Source organism: Roseateles sp. P2_H4 (assembly GCF_056403315.1).
Map to the genome: position 1 here is coordinate 21,289 of NZ_JBFUFR010000055.1, position 15,195 is coordinate 36,483.

General features: G+C 69.1%; 15 protein-coding genes and 1 tRNA gene. 8 read left to right on the forward strand and 8 right to left on the reverse strand.

Going from position 1 to position 15,195, the window contains the following annotated elements:
• Window positions 1–17 precede the first annotated feature (17 nt).
• Window positions 18–1,628, forward strand: coding sequence for a methyl-accepting chemotaxis protein (locus AC1DW3_RS27785; protein ID WP_477937025.1), 1,611 nt, complete (start codon window positions 18–20; stop codon window positions 1,626–1,628).
• Here AC1DW3_RS27785 and AC1DW3_RS27790 read toward each other — a convergent pair.
• The 3 genes from AC1DW3_RS27790 to AC1DW3_RS27800 are packed head-to-tail and all read right to left on the reverse strand — an operon-like array spanning window position 1,625 to window position 4,741.
• Window positions 1,625–3,709, reverse strand: coding sequence for a PAS domain S-box protein (locus AC1DW3_RS27790; RefSeq protein WP_477937027.1), 2,085 nt, complete (start codon window positions 3,707–3,709; stop codon window positions 1,625–1,627). The genes AC1DW3_RS27785 and AC1DW3_RS27790 overlap by 4 nt on opposite strands.
• Window positions 3,710–4,453: a winged helix-turn-helix domain-containing protein gene (locus tag AC1DW3_RS27795; RefSeq protein ID WP_477937029.1), complete on the reverse strand. Its 744-nt coding sequence runs from the start codon at window positions 4,451–4,453 to the stop codon at window positions 3,710–3,712.
• A 42-nt stretch (window positions 4,454–4,495) separates the two neighbouring features.
• Window positions 4,496–4,741, reverse strand: a complete 246-nt coding sequence (locus AC1DW3_RS27800; RefSeq protein WP_477937031.1) for an ATP-binding protein — start codon at window positions 4,739–4,741, stop codon at window positions 4,496–4,498.
• 146 nt (window positions 4,742–4,887) lie between these two features.
• Between AC1DW3_RS27800 and AC1DW3_RS27805 the strand changes: the two genes are divergently transcribed.
• Entirely contained in the window at window positions 4,888–4,983 is a 96-nt protein-coding gene (locus AC1DW3_RS27805; RefSeq protein ID WP_477937033.1) for a hypothetical protein, read from the forward strand.
• 101 nt (window positions 4,984–5,084) lie between these two features.
• On the opposite strand, the gene AC1DW3_RS27810 is transcribed toward AC1DW3_RS27805, so the two are convergent.
• The 3 genes from AC1DW3_RS27810 to AC1DW3_RS27820 all read right to left on the reverse strand — a co-directional run bounded on the left by AC1DW3_RS27810 (window position 5,085) and on the right by AC1DW3_RS27820 (window position 8,343).
• Window positions 5,085–5,161, reverse strand: a tRNA-Val gene (locus AC1DW3_RS27810).
• 45 nt (window positions 5,162–5,206) lie between these two features.
• The gene (locus AC1DW3_RS27815) at window positions 5,207–7,465 is read right to left on the reverse strand and encodes a RelA/SpoT family protein (RefSeq protein WP_477937035.1); all 2,259 of its coding nucleotides are present in this window, start codon (window positions 7,463–7,465) and stop codon (window positions 5,207–5,209) included.
• Window positions 7,462–8,343 (reverse strand): alpha/beta fold hydrolase, encoded by an 882-nt coding sequence (locus AC1DW3_RS27820; RefSeq protein WP_477937037.1) that lies wholly within the window; start codon window positions 8,341–8,343, stop codon window positions 7,462–7,464. The genes AC1DW3_RS27815 and AC1DW3_RS27820 overlap by 4 nt, the downstream gene beginning before the upstream one ends.
• A gap of 44 nt (window positions 8,344–8,387) precedes the next feature.
• Here AC1DW3_RS27820 and AC1DW3_RS27825 point away from each other — a divergent pair, with 44 nt between their 5' ends.
• Window positions 8,388–9,158 carry a 3-hydroxybutyrate dehydrogenase gene (locus AC1DW3_RS27825; protein ID WP_477937039.1) on the forward strand — a complete coding sequence of 257 codons (771 nt, stop codon included), beginning with the start codon at window positions 8,388–8,390 and terminating at the stop codon, window positions 9,156–9,158.
• Here AC1DW3_RS27825 and AC1DW3_RS27830 read toward each other — a convergent pair whose 3' ends face one another.
• The gene (locus AC1DW3_RS27830; protein ID WP_477937041.1) at window positions 9,159–9,854 is read right to left on the reverse strand and encodes an SIMPL domain-containing protein; all 696 of its coding nucleotides are present in this window, start codon (window positions 9,852–9,854) and stop codon (window positions 9,159–9,161) included. It abuts the gene before it with no gap.
• Between the two features lie 139 nt (window positions 9,855–9,993).
• Between AC1DW3_RS27830 and ompR the strand changes: the two genes are divergently transcribed.
• From ompR to AC1DW3_RS27845, 3 genes are all read left to right on the forward strand, one after another.
• Window positions 9,994–10,728: an osmolarity response regulator transcription factor OmpR gene (gene ompR / locus AC1DW3_RS27835; RefSeq protein WP_477937043.1), complete on the forward strand. Its 735-nt coding sequence runs from the start codon at window positions 9,994–9,996 to the stop codon at window positions 10,726–10,728.
• 117 nt (window positions 10,729–10,845) lie between these two features.
• Entirely contained in the window at window positions 10,846–12,165 is a 1,320-nt protein-coding gene (locus tag AC1DW3_RS27840) for an ATP-binding protein (protein ID WP_477937045.1), read from the forward strand.
• A 46-nt stretch (window positions 12,166–12,211) separates the two neighbouring features.
• A complete protein-coding gene (locus tag AC1DW3_RS27845) occupies window positions 12,212–12,925 on the forward strand; it encodes a substrate-binding periplasmic protein (RefSeq protein ID WP_477937047.1) in 714 nt (237 codons plus the stop codon).
• A 1-nt stretch (window position 12,926) separates the two neighbouring features.
• Here the strand turns inward: AC1DW3_RS27845 and ispF are convergent, their stop codons facing one another.
• Window positions 12,927–13,421, reverse strand: a complete 495-nt coding sequence (ispF, locus tag AC1DW3_RS27850; RefSeq protein WP_477937049.1) for a 2-C-methyl-D-erythritol 2,4-cyclodiphosphate synthase — start codon at window positions 13,419–13,421, stop codon at window positions 12,927–12,929.
• 66 nt (window positions 13,422–13,487) lie between these two features.
• On the opposite strand from ispF, the gene AC1DW3_RS27855 reads away from it, so the two are divergent.
• On the forward strand, window positions 13,488–14,198 hold the full coding sequence (locus AC1DW3_RS27855) for a substrate-binding periplasmic protein (RefSeq protein WP_477937051.1): 711 nt from the start codon (window positions 13,488–13,490) through the stop codon (window positions 14,196–14,198).
• A gap of 22 nt (window positions 14,199–14,220) precedes the next feature.
• On the forward strand, window positions 14,221–15,195 hold a 975-nt coding region (locus AC1DW3_RS27860), incomplete at its 3' end, for a patatin-like phospholipase family protein (RefSeq protein WP_477937053.1).

The window sequence follows — 15,195 nt, forward strand, 5'->3', positions numbered from 1 at the left end:
GCGGCAGGGAGACCTCCATGCGTAGCAACTTGCCAGTCACCGATCGCGAATACCCGGTCCCGGCCGACCGCAACCTCGTCTCGACCACTGATCTGAAGGGCCGCATCCTGCATTGCAACGCGGCCTTCGTGGACGTCAGCGGCTATTCGCGCGACGAGTTGCTCGGCCAGCCCCACAACATGATCCGGCACCCCGACATGCCGCCCGAGGCCTTCCGCGACCTCTGGGCCACGATCTCCGCCGGCCAGCCCTGGTCCGGGCTGGTGAAGAACCGCCGCAAGGATGGCGACCACTACTGGGTGCTGGCCAACGTCACGCCGCTGGTCGAGAACGGCCAGCCCATCGCCTTCCTGTCGGTGCGGTCTGCCCCCAGCCGCGCCCAGATCGATGCGGCCGAGCAGCTCTATGCGCAGATGCGCGACGAGCAGCAAGCCGGCGAGCTGGTCCACACCCTGCACCGTGGCCAGGTGCAGCGCCGCGGCTTGCTGGGGCGCATCAGTCGCGCTCTGGCCTCACAGCCCTGGCTGGGCCTGGCGCCCAGCTATCTTGCCGTGGGCGCGCTGGGCGTGGCACTGGCTGGCCAGGGCCCCTGGATTGCAGCCTGCGCCGTCTTCCTTGCCGCTTCTGCCGCGGCGGCCCTGGCGCAGCAGAGGCGGAACCGCGGCCTCATTCACGTCGAGCGCTATGCCAATCAGCTCGCCGCTGGCGACCTCAGCCACAACCTGCAGCCCAGCGGGGATCGCCTGAGCCGAGGGCTGGAGCAAGCCCTGGCTCAACTGGCGGTCAACATGCGCTCGCTGGTCTCCGACACGCGCGCCGAGCTGGACCAGATGAACCGCGTCAGCCGCGAGATCGCCCAGGGCAACCGCGACCTGGCCCAGCGCACCGAGTCGCAGGCCGCCAGCCTGGAGGAAGCCGCGGCCAGCATGGAGCAGATCACGGCCACGGTCCGCCAGAGCACCGACACCACCCACCTGGCCAGCGGCGTGGCGGAAGACCTCAGCGGCGTCTCCCGCCGCAGCGCGCAGGTCGTCCACTCGGTCACCGAGACCATGGGGGGCATTGCGCGCTCGTCGCACAAGATCGCCGACATCATCCAGGTCATCGACAGCATCGCCTTCCAGACCAACATCCTGGCCCTCAATGCCGCCGTCGAATCGGCCCGCGCGGGCGAGCATGGCCGCGGCTTCGCAGTGGTGGCCACCGAAGTGCGCGCGCTGGCGCAGCGCAGCTCCACGGCAGCCCGCGAGATCAAGCAGCTCATCCAGGCCTCCACCGAGCAGGTGCAGGCGGCCGAACGACAGACGGACAGCGCGCGCTCGAGCATTGACACGACACTGAAGGCGGTGGAGAACTTCACCACCCTGATCGGCGACATCGACCGCGGCGCCCAGGAGCAGTTGCTGGGCATCTCGCAGATGCACGAAGTCATCCAGCAGATGGACGGCTTCACCCAGCAGAACGCGAGCCTGGTGGAACAGCTCGCCGGCTCGGCCCAGCAGGTTCTGGCCCAGTCCGAAGAGGTGAGCGCCGCACTGCGCCTGTTCCGGCTGGACCGGAGCCCCACCGCGCGCATCCAGCCCGACGCCGTCGGCCTGAGGCGCGCTGCCCGGCTGGGTGCGGCTTAACCGACCAGGGCGCGGGCGATGGCCTGCGCCAGTTCGGACCGCGAGTAGGGCTTGGGCAGCAGCTCCCAACCCGGCGGCGAGTCGCGATCGGCGTCCAGCAGTTCTGCCGAGAAGCCCGACATCAGCAGAATGGACAGCTGCGGCAGCCTCTGCTGCGCCAACCGCGCCAGTTCCGTGCCGCGCATGCCCGCGCCCAGCGCGATGTCGGTCAACAGCAGCTCGAAGGGCGCCTCGGGCGTCAACAGCAGCAAGGCCTGCTCGGCGCTGGCGCAGACCGTGATCTCGCAACCCAGCGCATCGAGGAAGCGCTTCGCCACCGAACGCACTTCGGCATCGTCCTCGACCATCAGCACCTTCAGGCCCGGGGGGATGGCGTCGCTACCCTCAGCGGGTTCGTCGGCAGACAGGTGCTCGTCCCAGGGCCGAGGCAGGTAGAGCGAGACCGTCGTGCCGACACCGGGCGCCGAGTCGATCGCCACCGCGCCGCGAGACTGCTTGACGAAGCCATAGACGGTGCTGAGGCCCAGGCCTGTGCCCCGCCCGGCCTGCTTGGTCGTGAAGAAGGGCTCGAACGCTCTTTCCTTCACCTCTTCGGGCATGCCGGAGCCGGTGTCCGAGATGGCGAGGCGCACGAAGCGCTCGTCCTGGGCGCTGACATCGTCGATCTCTCGCCTCACATCAGGCGGCAGGCTGCCCACCAGGCCGGCGCTGAAGCGCAGTGAGCCTCCGTCGGGCATCGCATCGCGGGCGTTGATGGCAATGTTCAGCAGGGCCGACTCCAGTTGCCCGGGGTCGGCCAGCACGGCCGGGCAGCCCTGGGCGATGTCGACCTCGATGGCGATGCGCTGGTCGAGCGTGCGGCGCAGCATGTCCGACAACGACAGCAGCATGGCTCCCACATCGACGGCATCGGGTTGCAGCACCTGGCGGCGCGAGAACGCCAGCAGCTTGCCCGTCAGCTCCGCGCCGCGCTTGGACGCACGCGTGGCCGCGCCCACGAGCTGCAGGGCCAACTCCTCGCCCGACAGCGCCGGCAACTCCTCCAGCACCTGCAGATTGCCCTGGATGACGGTGAGCAGGTTGTTGAAGTCGTGCGCGATGCCACCCGTGAGTTGGCCCACGCTCTCCAGGCGCTGGGCGTGGTTGAGGGCCTCCTCGCTCTGGGCGCGCTGCAGGCAGGTGGCCAGCAGATTGGCCAGCGCCTGCAGGAAACGCTGTTCATCGTCGCCAAATCGCTTCAGCTGCCGGGAGCGCACCTTCAGGGCACCGATGGCGCGTCCACGATCCAGCAAAGGCACCGCCAATGCGCTGACCAGCCCGGCTTCGAGATAAGCCGGCGGAACCGCAAAGCGCTGTTCATCGCGAAAGTCCTCGACCACGACCGATCGGCCCTGGGCCAGCACGAAGCCCAACGGGGTGTCGCTGCGGTTGGGCACGATGGCGCCGAGCGATTCACCGGCGATCAATCCCACCCCGCCGGCAACGCGAAACTCGAGCCGGCTGCTTTCCAGCAGCAGGACGAGGGCCATCTCGACCTCCAGCGCTTCGGCAGCGATGGCGGGCACCTGCTGCAGCAAGGCCTGCGGATCACGGCCATCGGCGGCCAGGCGGCCCAGCTGCGCGAGATGCTCGCTGTAGCGCGCCCGCTGCAAGGCCTGCTTGACACGCGGATAGCCGCCAATGTCGCGGATGGCCGCCACCACGAACGGCAGGCCATGGTCCTGCAGCGGGCTCAGGGCGATCTCCACCATGACCTCGCTGCCGTCGCGCCGCTTGGCCACCAGCTCCATCTGCGTGCCCATGGGTCGGGAACGCGGCGCGTGCGCGTAGGCATGGCGGTAGGACGCATGGCGCGGCCGGATGCTGTCGGGCACCAGCTCGTCCACGCTCAGGCCGACGAGTTCCTCCGTGGCGTAGCCCAGCAGCGTGGTCGCGGCAGGGTTGGCCCGCACGATGCGGCCAGCCGCGTCCACGAGCAGCAGCGCGTCGGGATAGGCCGAAAAAAGCGATCGGTAGACCGTCAGGTCGTCGACGGCCTGCGCCGGCTCAGGCGGTACACCGGGCGGCTGTGCGGCGTCCATCTATCGGACCGGTTCGACCGGCGGCACGAAGATGTAGCCGGCTCCGCGCACCGACTTGATGATCTGGGGATTCTCCGCGTCGGCCTCCAGCTTCTTGCGCAGCCGCCCGACCTGCACGTCGATGGTCCGGTCGAAGGGTGCGGCATCACGGCCACGGGTCCGCTCCAGCAGGAAGTCGCGCGACAGCACGCGGCCGGCATGCTGCACCAGCGTGGCCAGCAGCTCGAACTCGCCGGTCGTGAGCCGCACCTCTGCGCCGCCGGGAGCGTCCAGGCGGCGGGCGGCCAGGTCGAGGCGCCAGCCCAGGAAGGCCAGGACGGCGCCGCCCGTCGGCGCAGGCGGCGGCACCGGCGCATTCGCTGCGCCCGGCACGGTCGGTTCGATGCGACGCAACACGGCCTTGATGCGTGCGACCAGCTCGCGCAAGTCGAAGGGCTTGGTGACGTAGTCATCGGCGCCGACTTCCAGGCCAACGATCTTGTCGACCGAGTCGCCACGGCCCGTGATGATGACCAGACCGCAGCGCCAGCGCTCGCGCAGCTGCCGGGCAATCGCGAAACCGTCCTCGCCAGGCAGGCCCAGGTCCAGCAGCACCAGCAGGGGTGCGTCGCTGACCATCAGCTCCATGAGCGGCCGCCCGGAATGCAGCTGCGTGACGCGAAAGCCGTGTCCGGCCAGGTAGTGGGCGAGCAGCTCCGTGATGGCAGCTTCGTCATCGACAACAGCAATGTGCTGGGGAGTCACGGGGTCGGCGCAGCTGGGAAGTTATGGCGACGCAGCATTCTGTCACCGATCCTTCACCGGCAAAGTCCGGCGGCAAGCCTTCGGAAAGCCATAGTGCCGGCACTCAGTAGGTCGTGTGCAACTGCGAGTCACCGTGGTCCGCTGCGGCAGGAAGATGCTGAACGTGGCCCCGCCGCCAGGGCGGTTCTCAGCCGTGATGCGGCCGCCATGGATCTCGACGATCTTGCGGGAGATCGCCAGTCCCAGCCCCGTGCCGCCCGACCCGTCCTTGGTATGGCTCGACTGCACGAAGGCCTCGAAGATCGATCGAGCTCGGTCGGTGGAATGCCGGGTCCTCGATCCGCGACGCTCATCACGATCTCATACTGGGCATTGCCCAAGCACTCGACGCGCAGACGGTCGTCGTCAACATCGCCGGCCGCACTGTCGGCCTCGTGGTTGACGCCGTATCCGAGGTCTTGGCGCTCAACCCGGGTCAAGTTCAGCCGCGTCCGGCGCTGGGGGGCGGTGGCGCCCCAGCAGATCGTTGAAGCAGGTCTTTGACCCAGAATGAAAAATGCCTCAGACCCGTGAAGATCTGAGGCATTCTCAACCTACCGATAGACCGATCCACAGGATCGATCTTTAAATCTGGTAGGCGCGATTGGATTCGAACCAACGACCCCCACCATGTCAAGGTGGTGCTCTAACCAACTGAGCTACGCGCCTAAAGAGCTGCGCACTATAGCATGGATTTTTGAGCCCAGTCCAGACTCACTTGCGGCGCGCCGAGCGGACGCCCGGGATGGCGCAGAGTTCGCGCAGCACCTTGGCCAGCTTGGAGGCATCGGACAGCTCCAGCGTGAAGCTCATCCAGGCCGTGTCGCCGCCCCCCGCTCGTGGTTTGGCCGCGCCGGGCTTCATCGACTGCGTGTTCACGGCGACGACGTTCATCTTCTCCTTCGCAAACACTTCCAGCACGTCACGCAGCAGGCCCTGGCGGTCGCCGGCTTCGACGAGCACATCGACCGGATAGACCGGTGCGCCCTTGCCTGCCGCGTCACCGCCGCCCCACTCCACCGCAATGACGCGCTCCGGTGAGCGCCGCTGCATCTCGGCGAGGTTGCTGCAGTCGGTACGGTGGATGGCCACGCCCTTGCCGCGCGTGACGAAGCCGGAGATGGCGTCGGGCGGCGCGGGCCGGCAGCAGCGCGACAGTGTCGTCAGCAGCGAGTCGATGCCCACCACCAGCACGCCGCCCCGGTTGCCGCTGGCGCTGCGCGTATGCCGCTGCGCCAGCAGTTCGTCCTCGTCGGGGACCGGCTCGGGCGGGCGCAGCAGCAGTTCGATATTGCGCAGCGAGTACTCGTCCTTGCCGACGACTTCGAACAGCGCATCGGCGCCCTTGAAGCCCAGGCGCGCGGCCAGCTCGTCGAGCTTGAGCGCCGTCTTGCCCTCGCGCTGCAGCAGCTTCTCGACCAGTTCGCGGCCCTTGGCGATGGTCTGGGTCTGTTGCAGCGCGTTGAACCAGGCGCGCACCTTGGCGCGCGAGCGCTGGCTCTGCAGATAGCCCAGCTCGGGGTTGAGCCAATCCAGCGAGGGGCCGCCTTCCTTGGTCGCGATGATCTCGACCGTCTGGCCACTGTGCAGCGGTGTGTTCAGCGGCAGCATCTGGCCATCGATGCGCGCACCGCGGCAGCGGTGGCCGAGGTCGGTGTGCACCGTGTAGGCGAAGTCCACCGGCGTCGCGCCCGCCGTCAGCTCGACGACGGTCGCCTGGGGCGTGAAGACATAGATGCGGTCATCGAAAGCCGGGCCACCTTCGGCGCCTTCCAGGGTATCGCGCTCCCAGGCCAGCAGCTGGTTCAGCACGGCCTTGCGGGCCCGGGCCACCTGCTCCTCGAACTCCCCGGCTGCGCTGACCCCGGCGTAGCCGCGCGCACCGGCTTCCTTGTAGGCCCAATGCGCGGCCACGCCATGCTCGGCGTGCTCATGCATCTCGCGCGTGCGGATCTGAACCTCCATCGCGCGGCCATCAGGCCCCAGCACGACGGTGTGCAGCGACTGGTAGCCATTGGGCTTGGGCTTGGCGATGTAGTCGTCGAACTCGCCCGGCACCGGCGTGAAGACCTCGTGCAGCCGCGCCAGGGCCGCATAGCAGTCCGCCACGCTGGCGACGATGACGCGCAGCGCGCGCAGGTCGAAGACGCGGTCCAGGGACAAGTCCTTGCCCTGCATCTTCTTGTGGATGCTGTAGAGATGCTTGGGGCGGCCCTGCACCTCGGCGGCGAGGCCCTGGCCGTAGAGGTCGGCCTGCAGGGCCGCACGCGCGGCCTCGACGCGCTGCTCGCGCTCCACGCGGGTCTCGTGCAGCCCCCTGGCCAGGGCCTTGTAGGCCTCGGGCTCGCGAAAGCGAAACGCCAGGTCCTCCAGTTCCCACTTGATCTGCCAGATGCCCAGGCGGTTGGCCAGCGGCGCGAACACGGACTGCGACTCGGCCGCCAGCTCCTGCGGGCAAGGCGTCTTGCTGGCGGCATACCAGCGCAGCGTCTGCAGCCGCGAGGCCAGGCGCAGCAGCACGACGCGCAGGTCCTTGGAGAAGGCCAGCAGCATCTTGCGCACACGCTCGGTCTGCTCAGCGCGCTGCTCCGACTTCTTGTCGCTCGACACCTTGGCGTCGCGCGTGGCGCGCTGCAACTGCACAAGGCGGCGCGTGTGCGTGACCAGGCTGACATAGCTGTCGCCAAAGGCCTTGGTGACGACCTCCTCGGGCTTGCTCAGGAAATCGGCCGCGTAGACCAGATAGGCCGCGGCCTGCAGCTCCCGCGCGCTGCCCACCGCATGCAGGATGGCGGCCACGCCGTCGGCGTGTGACAGCGCGTTCTCGCCGGTATCGAGCAGCTCGGCGGCCAGCAGGGGCTCGGCAAAGGCGCGGGCGCGCACGACCTCGGCATTGGAATGTTCGGCGCCCGCATCCAGCAGCGCGACGATGGGCGCCGTCGCGGCGCCCTCGGGCATCAAGCCAGTCTTCATGAACTCAGGAAATCTCTCACGATGGCGATCTGGTCGGCGTGGATCAGCGTCGGCGCGTGGCCGATGCCGGGCAGCTCGACAAGACGGGCGCTGGGCCCGCGCTGCGTCATGGCGCGCGCCGTCTCGGCGCTGAGCAGGTCGGAATCGGCGCCGCGGATCAGCAGCGTCGGGCAGCGCAGCTGGTCATAGGCCGCCCAGAGCGCGGCTTCGCCGGCGGCGACCAGTTCGGGTGTCACCGCCGAGAAGGGCAAGGCAATGGCCGGGTCGTAGTGCGACCTCCATTCGCTGCCTTCCTGGCGGAACAGCGGCTCGGACAGGCCCAGCCACTCCTCGTCGGTGTGAGGGCCGAAGCCCTCGGAGATGCTGCGCAGATAGGCCGCGCCCTCTTCCAGCGATTTGAAGCGGCTCGCCTTGCCCAGATAGCTGCCGATGCGCTGCAAGGCCTCGATGCGGATGGCCGGACCCACGTCGTTGAGCACCAGGCGGCGGATGGGGCTGGCCACGCCATCGGGTCGCGGCAGCGAGGCCAGGCCCAGGCCGATCAGGCCGCCCATGGACGTGCCGACCCAGTCGACCTGATCGGCGTCCAGCCGCGCCAGCAGTGCCACCATGTCGGAGACATAGCTCGGAATCTGATAGCCCGCCGGCTGGCGCAGCCAGTCCGAACGGCCACGGCCGACGACATCAGGGCAGATGACGCGGTAGCGCTCGCTCATCACTCGGGCCAGCGCATCGAAGTCCCGCCCCTGGCGCGACAGGCCGTGCACGCAGACCAGCACCGGCGCGTCGACGCTCGGGCCGGCCCACTCCCAATAAGCCATGCGGTGCAGGCCGGTACTGTCCAGGCAATTGACGAAGCGCAGTCGGGGCTGGGTCATGATGCAATCCTTTGAGTCATCCTAGCAACCAAGAAGGACCCTCCATGTTGAAAGGCAAGACCGCCCTCGTCACGGGCTCCACCAGCGGCATCGGCCTCGGTATCGCCCTGGCGCTGGCCCGGCAGGGCGCCAATCTGATCCTGAACGGCTTCGGCGACGTGGCAGGCCCCAAGGCCGAAGTGGCGGCGCTGGGCGTCAAGGTGGGCTACCACGGCGCCGACATGAGCAAGCCCGACGACATCGCCGCCATGGTGGCCTATGCCGACGCCGAGTTCGGCGGCATCGACATCCTCGTCAACAACGCCGGCATCCAGCATGTGGCGCCGGTGCAGGATTTCCCGGTCGAGAAGTGGGACGCCATCATCGCCATCAACCTCACCTCGGCCTTCCACACGACGCGCCTGGCCCTGCCCGGCATGCTGAAGAAGAACTGGGGCCGCATCGTCAACATCGCGTCCGCCCACGGCCTGGTGGCGTCGGCGCAGAAGTCGGCCTATGTGGCGGCCAAGCACGGCCTCGTCGGCTTCACCAAGAGCATCGCGCTGGAGACGGCGACGACGCCCGTCACCGTCAACGCCGTCTGCCCCGGCTGGGTGCTGACGCCGCTGGTGCAGAAGCAGGTCGATGCGCTGGCCGCCAAGGACGGCGTGGACAACGAGGAGGCCAAGCGCCGCCTGCTGGCCGAGAAGCAGCCCTCGCTGCAGTTCACGACGCCGGAGGAACTCGGCGCCCTGACCGTCTTCCTGTGCTCGGACGCCGCCATCAACGTGCGCGGCCAGGCCTGGGCCATGGACGGCGGCTGGACGGCAGTTTGACTATTTGGTGAGTTGCACCGAGCCGCTGACGTTGACCGTCACGGTCGCCTTGCCGGCTTCGGTCGGCAGGGCCTCGTCGGCGCCGGCCACGCTCATGCGCATGGCCTTCATCATCATGGGCCGCGGTGCGGCCTCGTCGCTGTTGACGCTGACCTCACCCACCACATAGCCGCCGTAGCCGAACTGGCGCGCATAGTCCGCCGCCTTGGCGCGGTAGCGCGCGATGGCCTGGGCCGTGATGTCGCCTTCGACCTTCTCGCGCGCCTCGCGCGACAGGCTGTAGCCGACGCGGGCGATGCTCAGCGTGTTGATGCGGCCGGCCAACTGGGCGATGGCGGCACTGTCGCGCCCCTCCACCAGCAGCTCGGCACTGCCCTGCCAGCCATTGATCTTGCCGGTCTTGGGGTCGTTGCGCGGGTAGAGCGAGAAACCGCCGGTCTGCACGTCCACCTGGCCCGGCTTGGCGACCTTGCGCGCCTCGGCCAGCGCGGCGTCCAGGGCCTGCTTCAGTGCGGTCTGCACGGTCGCCGCATCGGGCCCCTCGCGCGTGGTCGAGAAGCTGATGCCCAGCACATCGCGCGTCACGTCGGCACTCGCGCTGGCGGTCAGGCTCAGGCGCTCGCGCGGCGGCCCGTCAGCGGCCGCATGGGCCGACAGCGCCAGGGCCAAAGTGGAAAGAACCAGGACTTCGCGCATGGGGAACTCTCTTTGCAAGGAGGGAAAGCCCAGATTACCCCGGCCACTTGGCAACGAGCTGTAACTGCTGCGTGATGTCCTACAAAGCGGGGTTTCAAAACCTGCTCACAATGTCGCTGTTACAAATTCAGGAACCGCGATGAACAGCAGCGCGACACCCCGCCCCAACCGTATCCTTGTCGTCGACGACGACGCCCGCATCCGCGATCTCCTGCGCCGCTACCTGACCCAGGAAGGCTTTGAAGTGCTGCTGGCCGAAGACAGCCGCGCGCTGAACAAGCAGCTGACCCGCGAGACCGTCGACCTCATCGTGCTGGACCTGATGCTGCCCGGCGAAGACGGCCTGACCATCTGCCGCCGCCTGCGCGCCGCCAACGACCAGACGCCCATCATCATGCTGACGGCCAAGGTCGAGGACGTTGACCGCATCGTCGGCCTGGAGGTGGGTGCCGACGACTACCTTGCCAAGCCCTTCAACCCGCGCGAACTGCTGGCCCGCATCAACGCCGTGCTGCGCCGCCGCCCGCCGCCGGAAGCCCCGGGTGCACCGTCCAAGGAGCCGATGACGGTCAGCTTCGGGCCCTTCGAGTTCGACCTCGCGCTGCGCCGCCTGACCAAGAACGGCGAGCAGCTGCCGCTGACGACCGGCGAGTTTTCCATGCTCAAGACCCTGGTGCGCCACCCGCGCCAGCCGCTGTCGCGCGACAAGCTCGCCCAGCTGGCCCGCGGCCGCGAGTTCGAGCCCTTCGACCGCAGCCTGGATGTGCAGATCTCGCGCCTGCGCAAGATGCTGGAAGCCGACCCGGCCCAGCCGCGCTATATCCAGACCGTTTGGGGTGTCGGCTACGTCTTTGTGCCTGACGAAAATAGCTGATGATCCTGGGGACGGGTCGCCTGAGCGCAGCGGCTCTGTCCCCCACCGGTTTCCTTATTAGCGGGACGGACCGCCCGAGCACCAGCGAGTAGTTCTGTCCCCAACCGACTAGAAGGCATGGCCCGCCCTCACCTCGCGCTCAATCTCTTCTGGCGCACCTTCGCCTGGCTGGCCCTGCTGCTGGCCGGCGCGGTGCTGGCCTGGCAGTACACCTTCAAGCTGCTGGAGGCGCAGCCGCGGGCGCTGGAGTCGGCCGAGCAACTGGCCGGCCTCGTCAAGCTCAGCCGCATCGCGCTGGAGCACACCGACCCCATCAACCGCGTCGCCGTCATCAGCTCGATGTCGCGCGGCGACACGGTGCAGGTGCGCGTGGCCGAAACCAGCGACCGTTGGCTGCCCTATGACACCAGCCCCTTCGCCAAGCAGCTCGCCGCCGAGCTGCGCAGCACGCTGGGCCCCGACACCGTCATCGCCCGCAGCGTCAACGACGTCTCGGGCCTGTGGGTGCGCTATGTCGTCGGCGAGGACGCCTTCTGGCTGCGCACCAGCGGCACGCCGCTGTCCATCTCGCTGACCAGCAACTGGTGGTGGGTGGTCATCGCGCTGCTGGCCACCGTCGTCGGCTCGGCGCTGATCGCCCGCCTCATCAACCAACCGTTGCGTGAGCTGGCCGAGGCGGCTGGCCGCATCCGCGAAGGCGAGTACGACTCGCGCCTGGACGAGACGACGATGACCAGCGAGATCCGCGAGGTCAACATGGGCTTCAACCGCATGGCCCGAGAGCTGGCCAAGCTGGAGGAAGACCGCGCCGTCATGCTGGCCGGCATCTCCCACGACCTGCGCACGCCGCTGGCGCGCCTGCGTCTGGAGACGGAGATGAGCGTCAATGACGAGCAGGCGCGTCACTTCATGGCGCAGGACATCGACCAGCTCGACGCCATCATCAGCAAGTTCATGGACTACGCGCGGCCCAACGAGACGCAGTTGCGCGAGGCCCGCCTCACCGAAATCGTCGAGCGCGAGGTGCAGGGCTTCCGCGACCCCGACCAGATCCGCTTCCGCGTGCAGGTCAGCGAAGCCCTCAAGGTCTTCGTCGACGACACCGAGCTCGGCCGCGTGCTGCTCAATCTGTTCGAGAACGCACGCCGCTACGGCCATGCGGAAGGCGAGCCCGCGCGTGTGGACGTGAGCGCGACCCGTCAAGGCTCCTGGGTCGAGGTGCGCGTGCGCGACCATGGCCCCGGCGTGCCGCCCGACCGCCTGCAGCGCCTCACCGTGCCCTTCTACCGCGGCGATGCCGCGCGCACGGCGGCCAGCGGCGCCGGCCTGGGCCTGGCCATCGTCGAGAAGTCGGTGCAGCGCCTGGGCGGCACGCTGTCCATCAGCAATGCGCAGGGCGGCGGCCTGATCACCGTGCTGAAGTTGCAGGCGGCCTGAGCTAACCTGGGGCACCTCCACCGCCAGGACTCCACCGGCTGTCGCCATGCGCCCACCTCGCCGATTCGCGTGGCTCCTGCTGTTGTTCCTGCTGCCGCCCCTCGCGGGCGCAGAAACCCTGGACATCCTGGTCTACGCGAATGCCGGCGTGTTCGAGGCATCGCCGGGCGAAGGACCAGGCGGCCCGGGAGGCGCCATGCTGGAGCGCATGCAGGCGCTCAGCGGCGTCACGCTGCGCCAGCAGGTCCTTCCCATCAGCCGCGCCATGCTGCTCGCCGAGCAGAAGCCTGGCCACTGCGTCGTTGCCCTGGCGCGCACGCCGGAGCGCGAGGCACGCTACCTGTGGGCAGGGCCCTGGGCACGCGGCGCGATGGCGATCTACGGTCGCGGTGACGAGACACGGCATGTCGACGGCCCACAGGACCTGCGCGGCCGCAGCCTCGTCGTGCTGCGCGACTCGGCACCCGCGGCCTGGCTCAAGGAACAAGGCCTGGCGGCCGAAGAGGTCAAGGACAACAGCACCGCGCTGCGCATGCTGCAGGCCCGGCGCGTGGACTACTGGCTGGCCAATGAGGTTGCCGGGCATTTCGTCATCCGGGCCGGCGGCGGCATGGCGCCTCGCGTGCTGCACAGCTTCGGCCGCATCGATCTCTACTTCGCCTGCCACCCCGCCAGCGACCCCGCCGCGATCGGTGCATTGGATCTCGCCATCGCCCAGCTGCGCCGCACGGGCGAACTRGCCGAATTCGGCCTGCGCTGATTCAGGCTGACGCGGCCAGGAGGCAGACCGCCCGCGCCTCGATCGCACGCCCTTCGCCCACCGGCCCCATCTTCTCGGCGGTCTTGGCCTTCACATTGACCTGGCCGACGTCCACGCCCAGCACCTCGGCGAGCCGCGCGCGCATCGCCGGGATGTGAGGGGCCATCTTGGGCGCCTGGGCGACGATGGTCGTGTCCACGTTGACGAGCTGCCAGCCCGCCTCGCGCACGCGGCGGTAGGCCTCGGCCAGCAGCACCATCGAATCCGCGCCCTTGAACTCGGCGGCCGTGTCGGGAAACAACTTGCCGATATCACCCAGTGCCGCGGCACCGAGCAGCGCATCGGTCATCGCATGGGCGAGCGCGTCGGCGTCCGAGTGGCCCAGCAGGCCATGCGTGTGCGGGATGGTGATGCCGCCGAGGATGAGAGGGCGGCCGGTGACGAGCTGGTGGGTATCCCAGCCCTCGCCGATGCGCAGGGAGGTCAAGGCGTTCATGAGGGCATTGTCGGGGAGACAGGCGCGCGGCCACGAGATACGCTGCGCGCGACTTCAGGGAGGGGAATGAGATTCGGTTCACGTCTGCTGCCGGTGCTGCTGGCGCTGCTCTTTGGCCCGGCCCAGGCACAGCAGCTTCAGCTGCTGGTCTTTCCCAACCCCGGCCTGTTCGACGTCGCCGCTGACGGCACGGTCAGCGGACCAGGCGCCGAGCTGCTCGCCAAGCTGGGCCGGGCCAGCGGCCTGCAGCTGGGCATCCTGGCCATGCCGATCCCGCGTGCGCTGGCGACCGCCGGCTCAACGCCCGGCAGCTGCGCGGTGGGGCTGACCCGCACGCCCGAGCGCGAGGCAGCCTTCCATTGGRCCGGCCCGCTGGCCAGTGGCGCCCTGGTCGTCTACGCGCGCGCCAACGAAACCCAGGCCCTGCAAGGCCCGCTGGACCTGCGCGGCCACGGCGTCGTCGTGCAGCGCGAATCCGCCGCCGCCACCTGGCTGCGCGAACAGGGCATCCCGGCCCAGGAGACCAACAATTCGGTGTCGGCCCTGCGCATGTTGCAGGCGCGGCGCGTGGACTTCTGGGTCGCCCACGAACTCGCCGCCGAACCCGTGATCCGCGCCGAGGGCGGTGCGCCGGTCGAGAACCACCTGACGCTGCGCCGCGTGGACGCCTATGTGGCCTGCCACCTGGCCACGCCGCTGGAGCCGGTCGACAAGCTGCGCCAGGCCATCCAGAAACTGCGCCGCCAGGGCGAGCTGGCGGAGTTCGGCCTGCGCTGACGCTGCTATGGTGCGGGCCGCCATGAAACGCCTGCTCCTCCTCTGCTGCCTGATCGCCGGCTCCGTGCTGGCCGCCGAACCTCCTGCCGCCCAGCGCCCCAAGATCGGCCTCGTCCTGTCCGGCGGCGGTGCCCGCGGTCTGGCCCATATCGGCGTGCTGCGCGTGCTGGAAGAGATGCAGGTGCCGGTGGACCTCATCGTCGGCACCAGCATGGGCGCCGTCGTCGGCGGGGCCTATGCCTCGGGCCGCAGCCTGGACGAACTCGAAACCCTGGTGAAGGGCGCGAACTGGAACGCCATCCTGGCCGACCGGCCCGCGCGCGAGCGCCTGTCCATACGCCGCCGCGAGGATGACGAGCGCCTGCCCTCGCGCATCGAGTTCGGCTTTACGCCGCAGCGCGGCGCCATGCTGCCCGGTGGCGCTGCCGCCAATGGTCAGCTGGAGGCGACGCTGTCCTCCCTGCTGCCGGCCACGCGCACCGACGACCCGCTGCGCAAGCTGCCCATCCCTTTTCGCGCCGTCGCCACCGACCTGCTTTCCGGCGCCATGCTGGACCAGGCCGACACGCCGCTGTTCGAGGCCCTGCGCGCCTCCATGGCCGTGCCGGGCGTGTTCGCACCGCTGCGCGTCAACGGCCGGCCGCTGGTGGATGGCGGCCTGGTGCGCAACCTGCCCGTCGACTTGGCGCGCGCCCTGGGTGCCGACATCGTCATCGCGGTGAACGTCGGCACGCCGCTGCTGGAGGAGCGCGAGATCACCAGCGCCGTCATGGTGGCCAACCAGATGCTGCAGATCCTGACCGAGCAGAACGTGCAGCGCTCGCTGCGCGAACTCACGGCCAGTGACATCGTCATCGACCCCGACCTGGCCGGCATGGGCTTCATGGACTTCTACCGCGCCGACGAGGCCATGGCCACCGGCCGGCGCGCAGCCCTGGCGGCCGGCGAGCGCCTGGCGGCGCTGGCCGCGCCCGCCGCCCAGGCCGCGCTGCAGGCG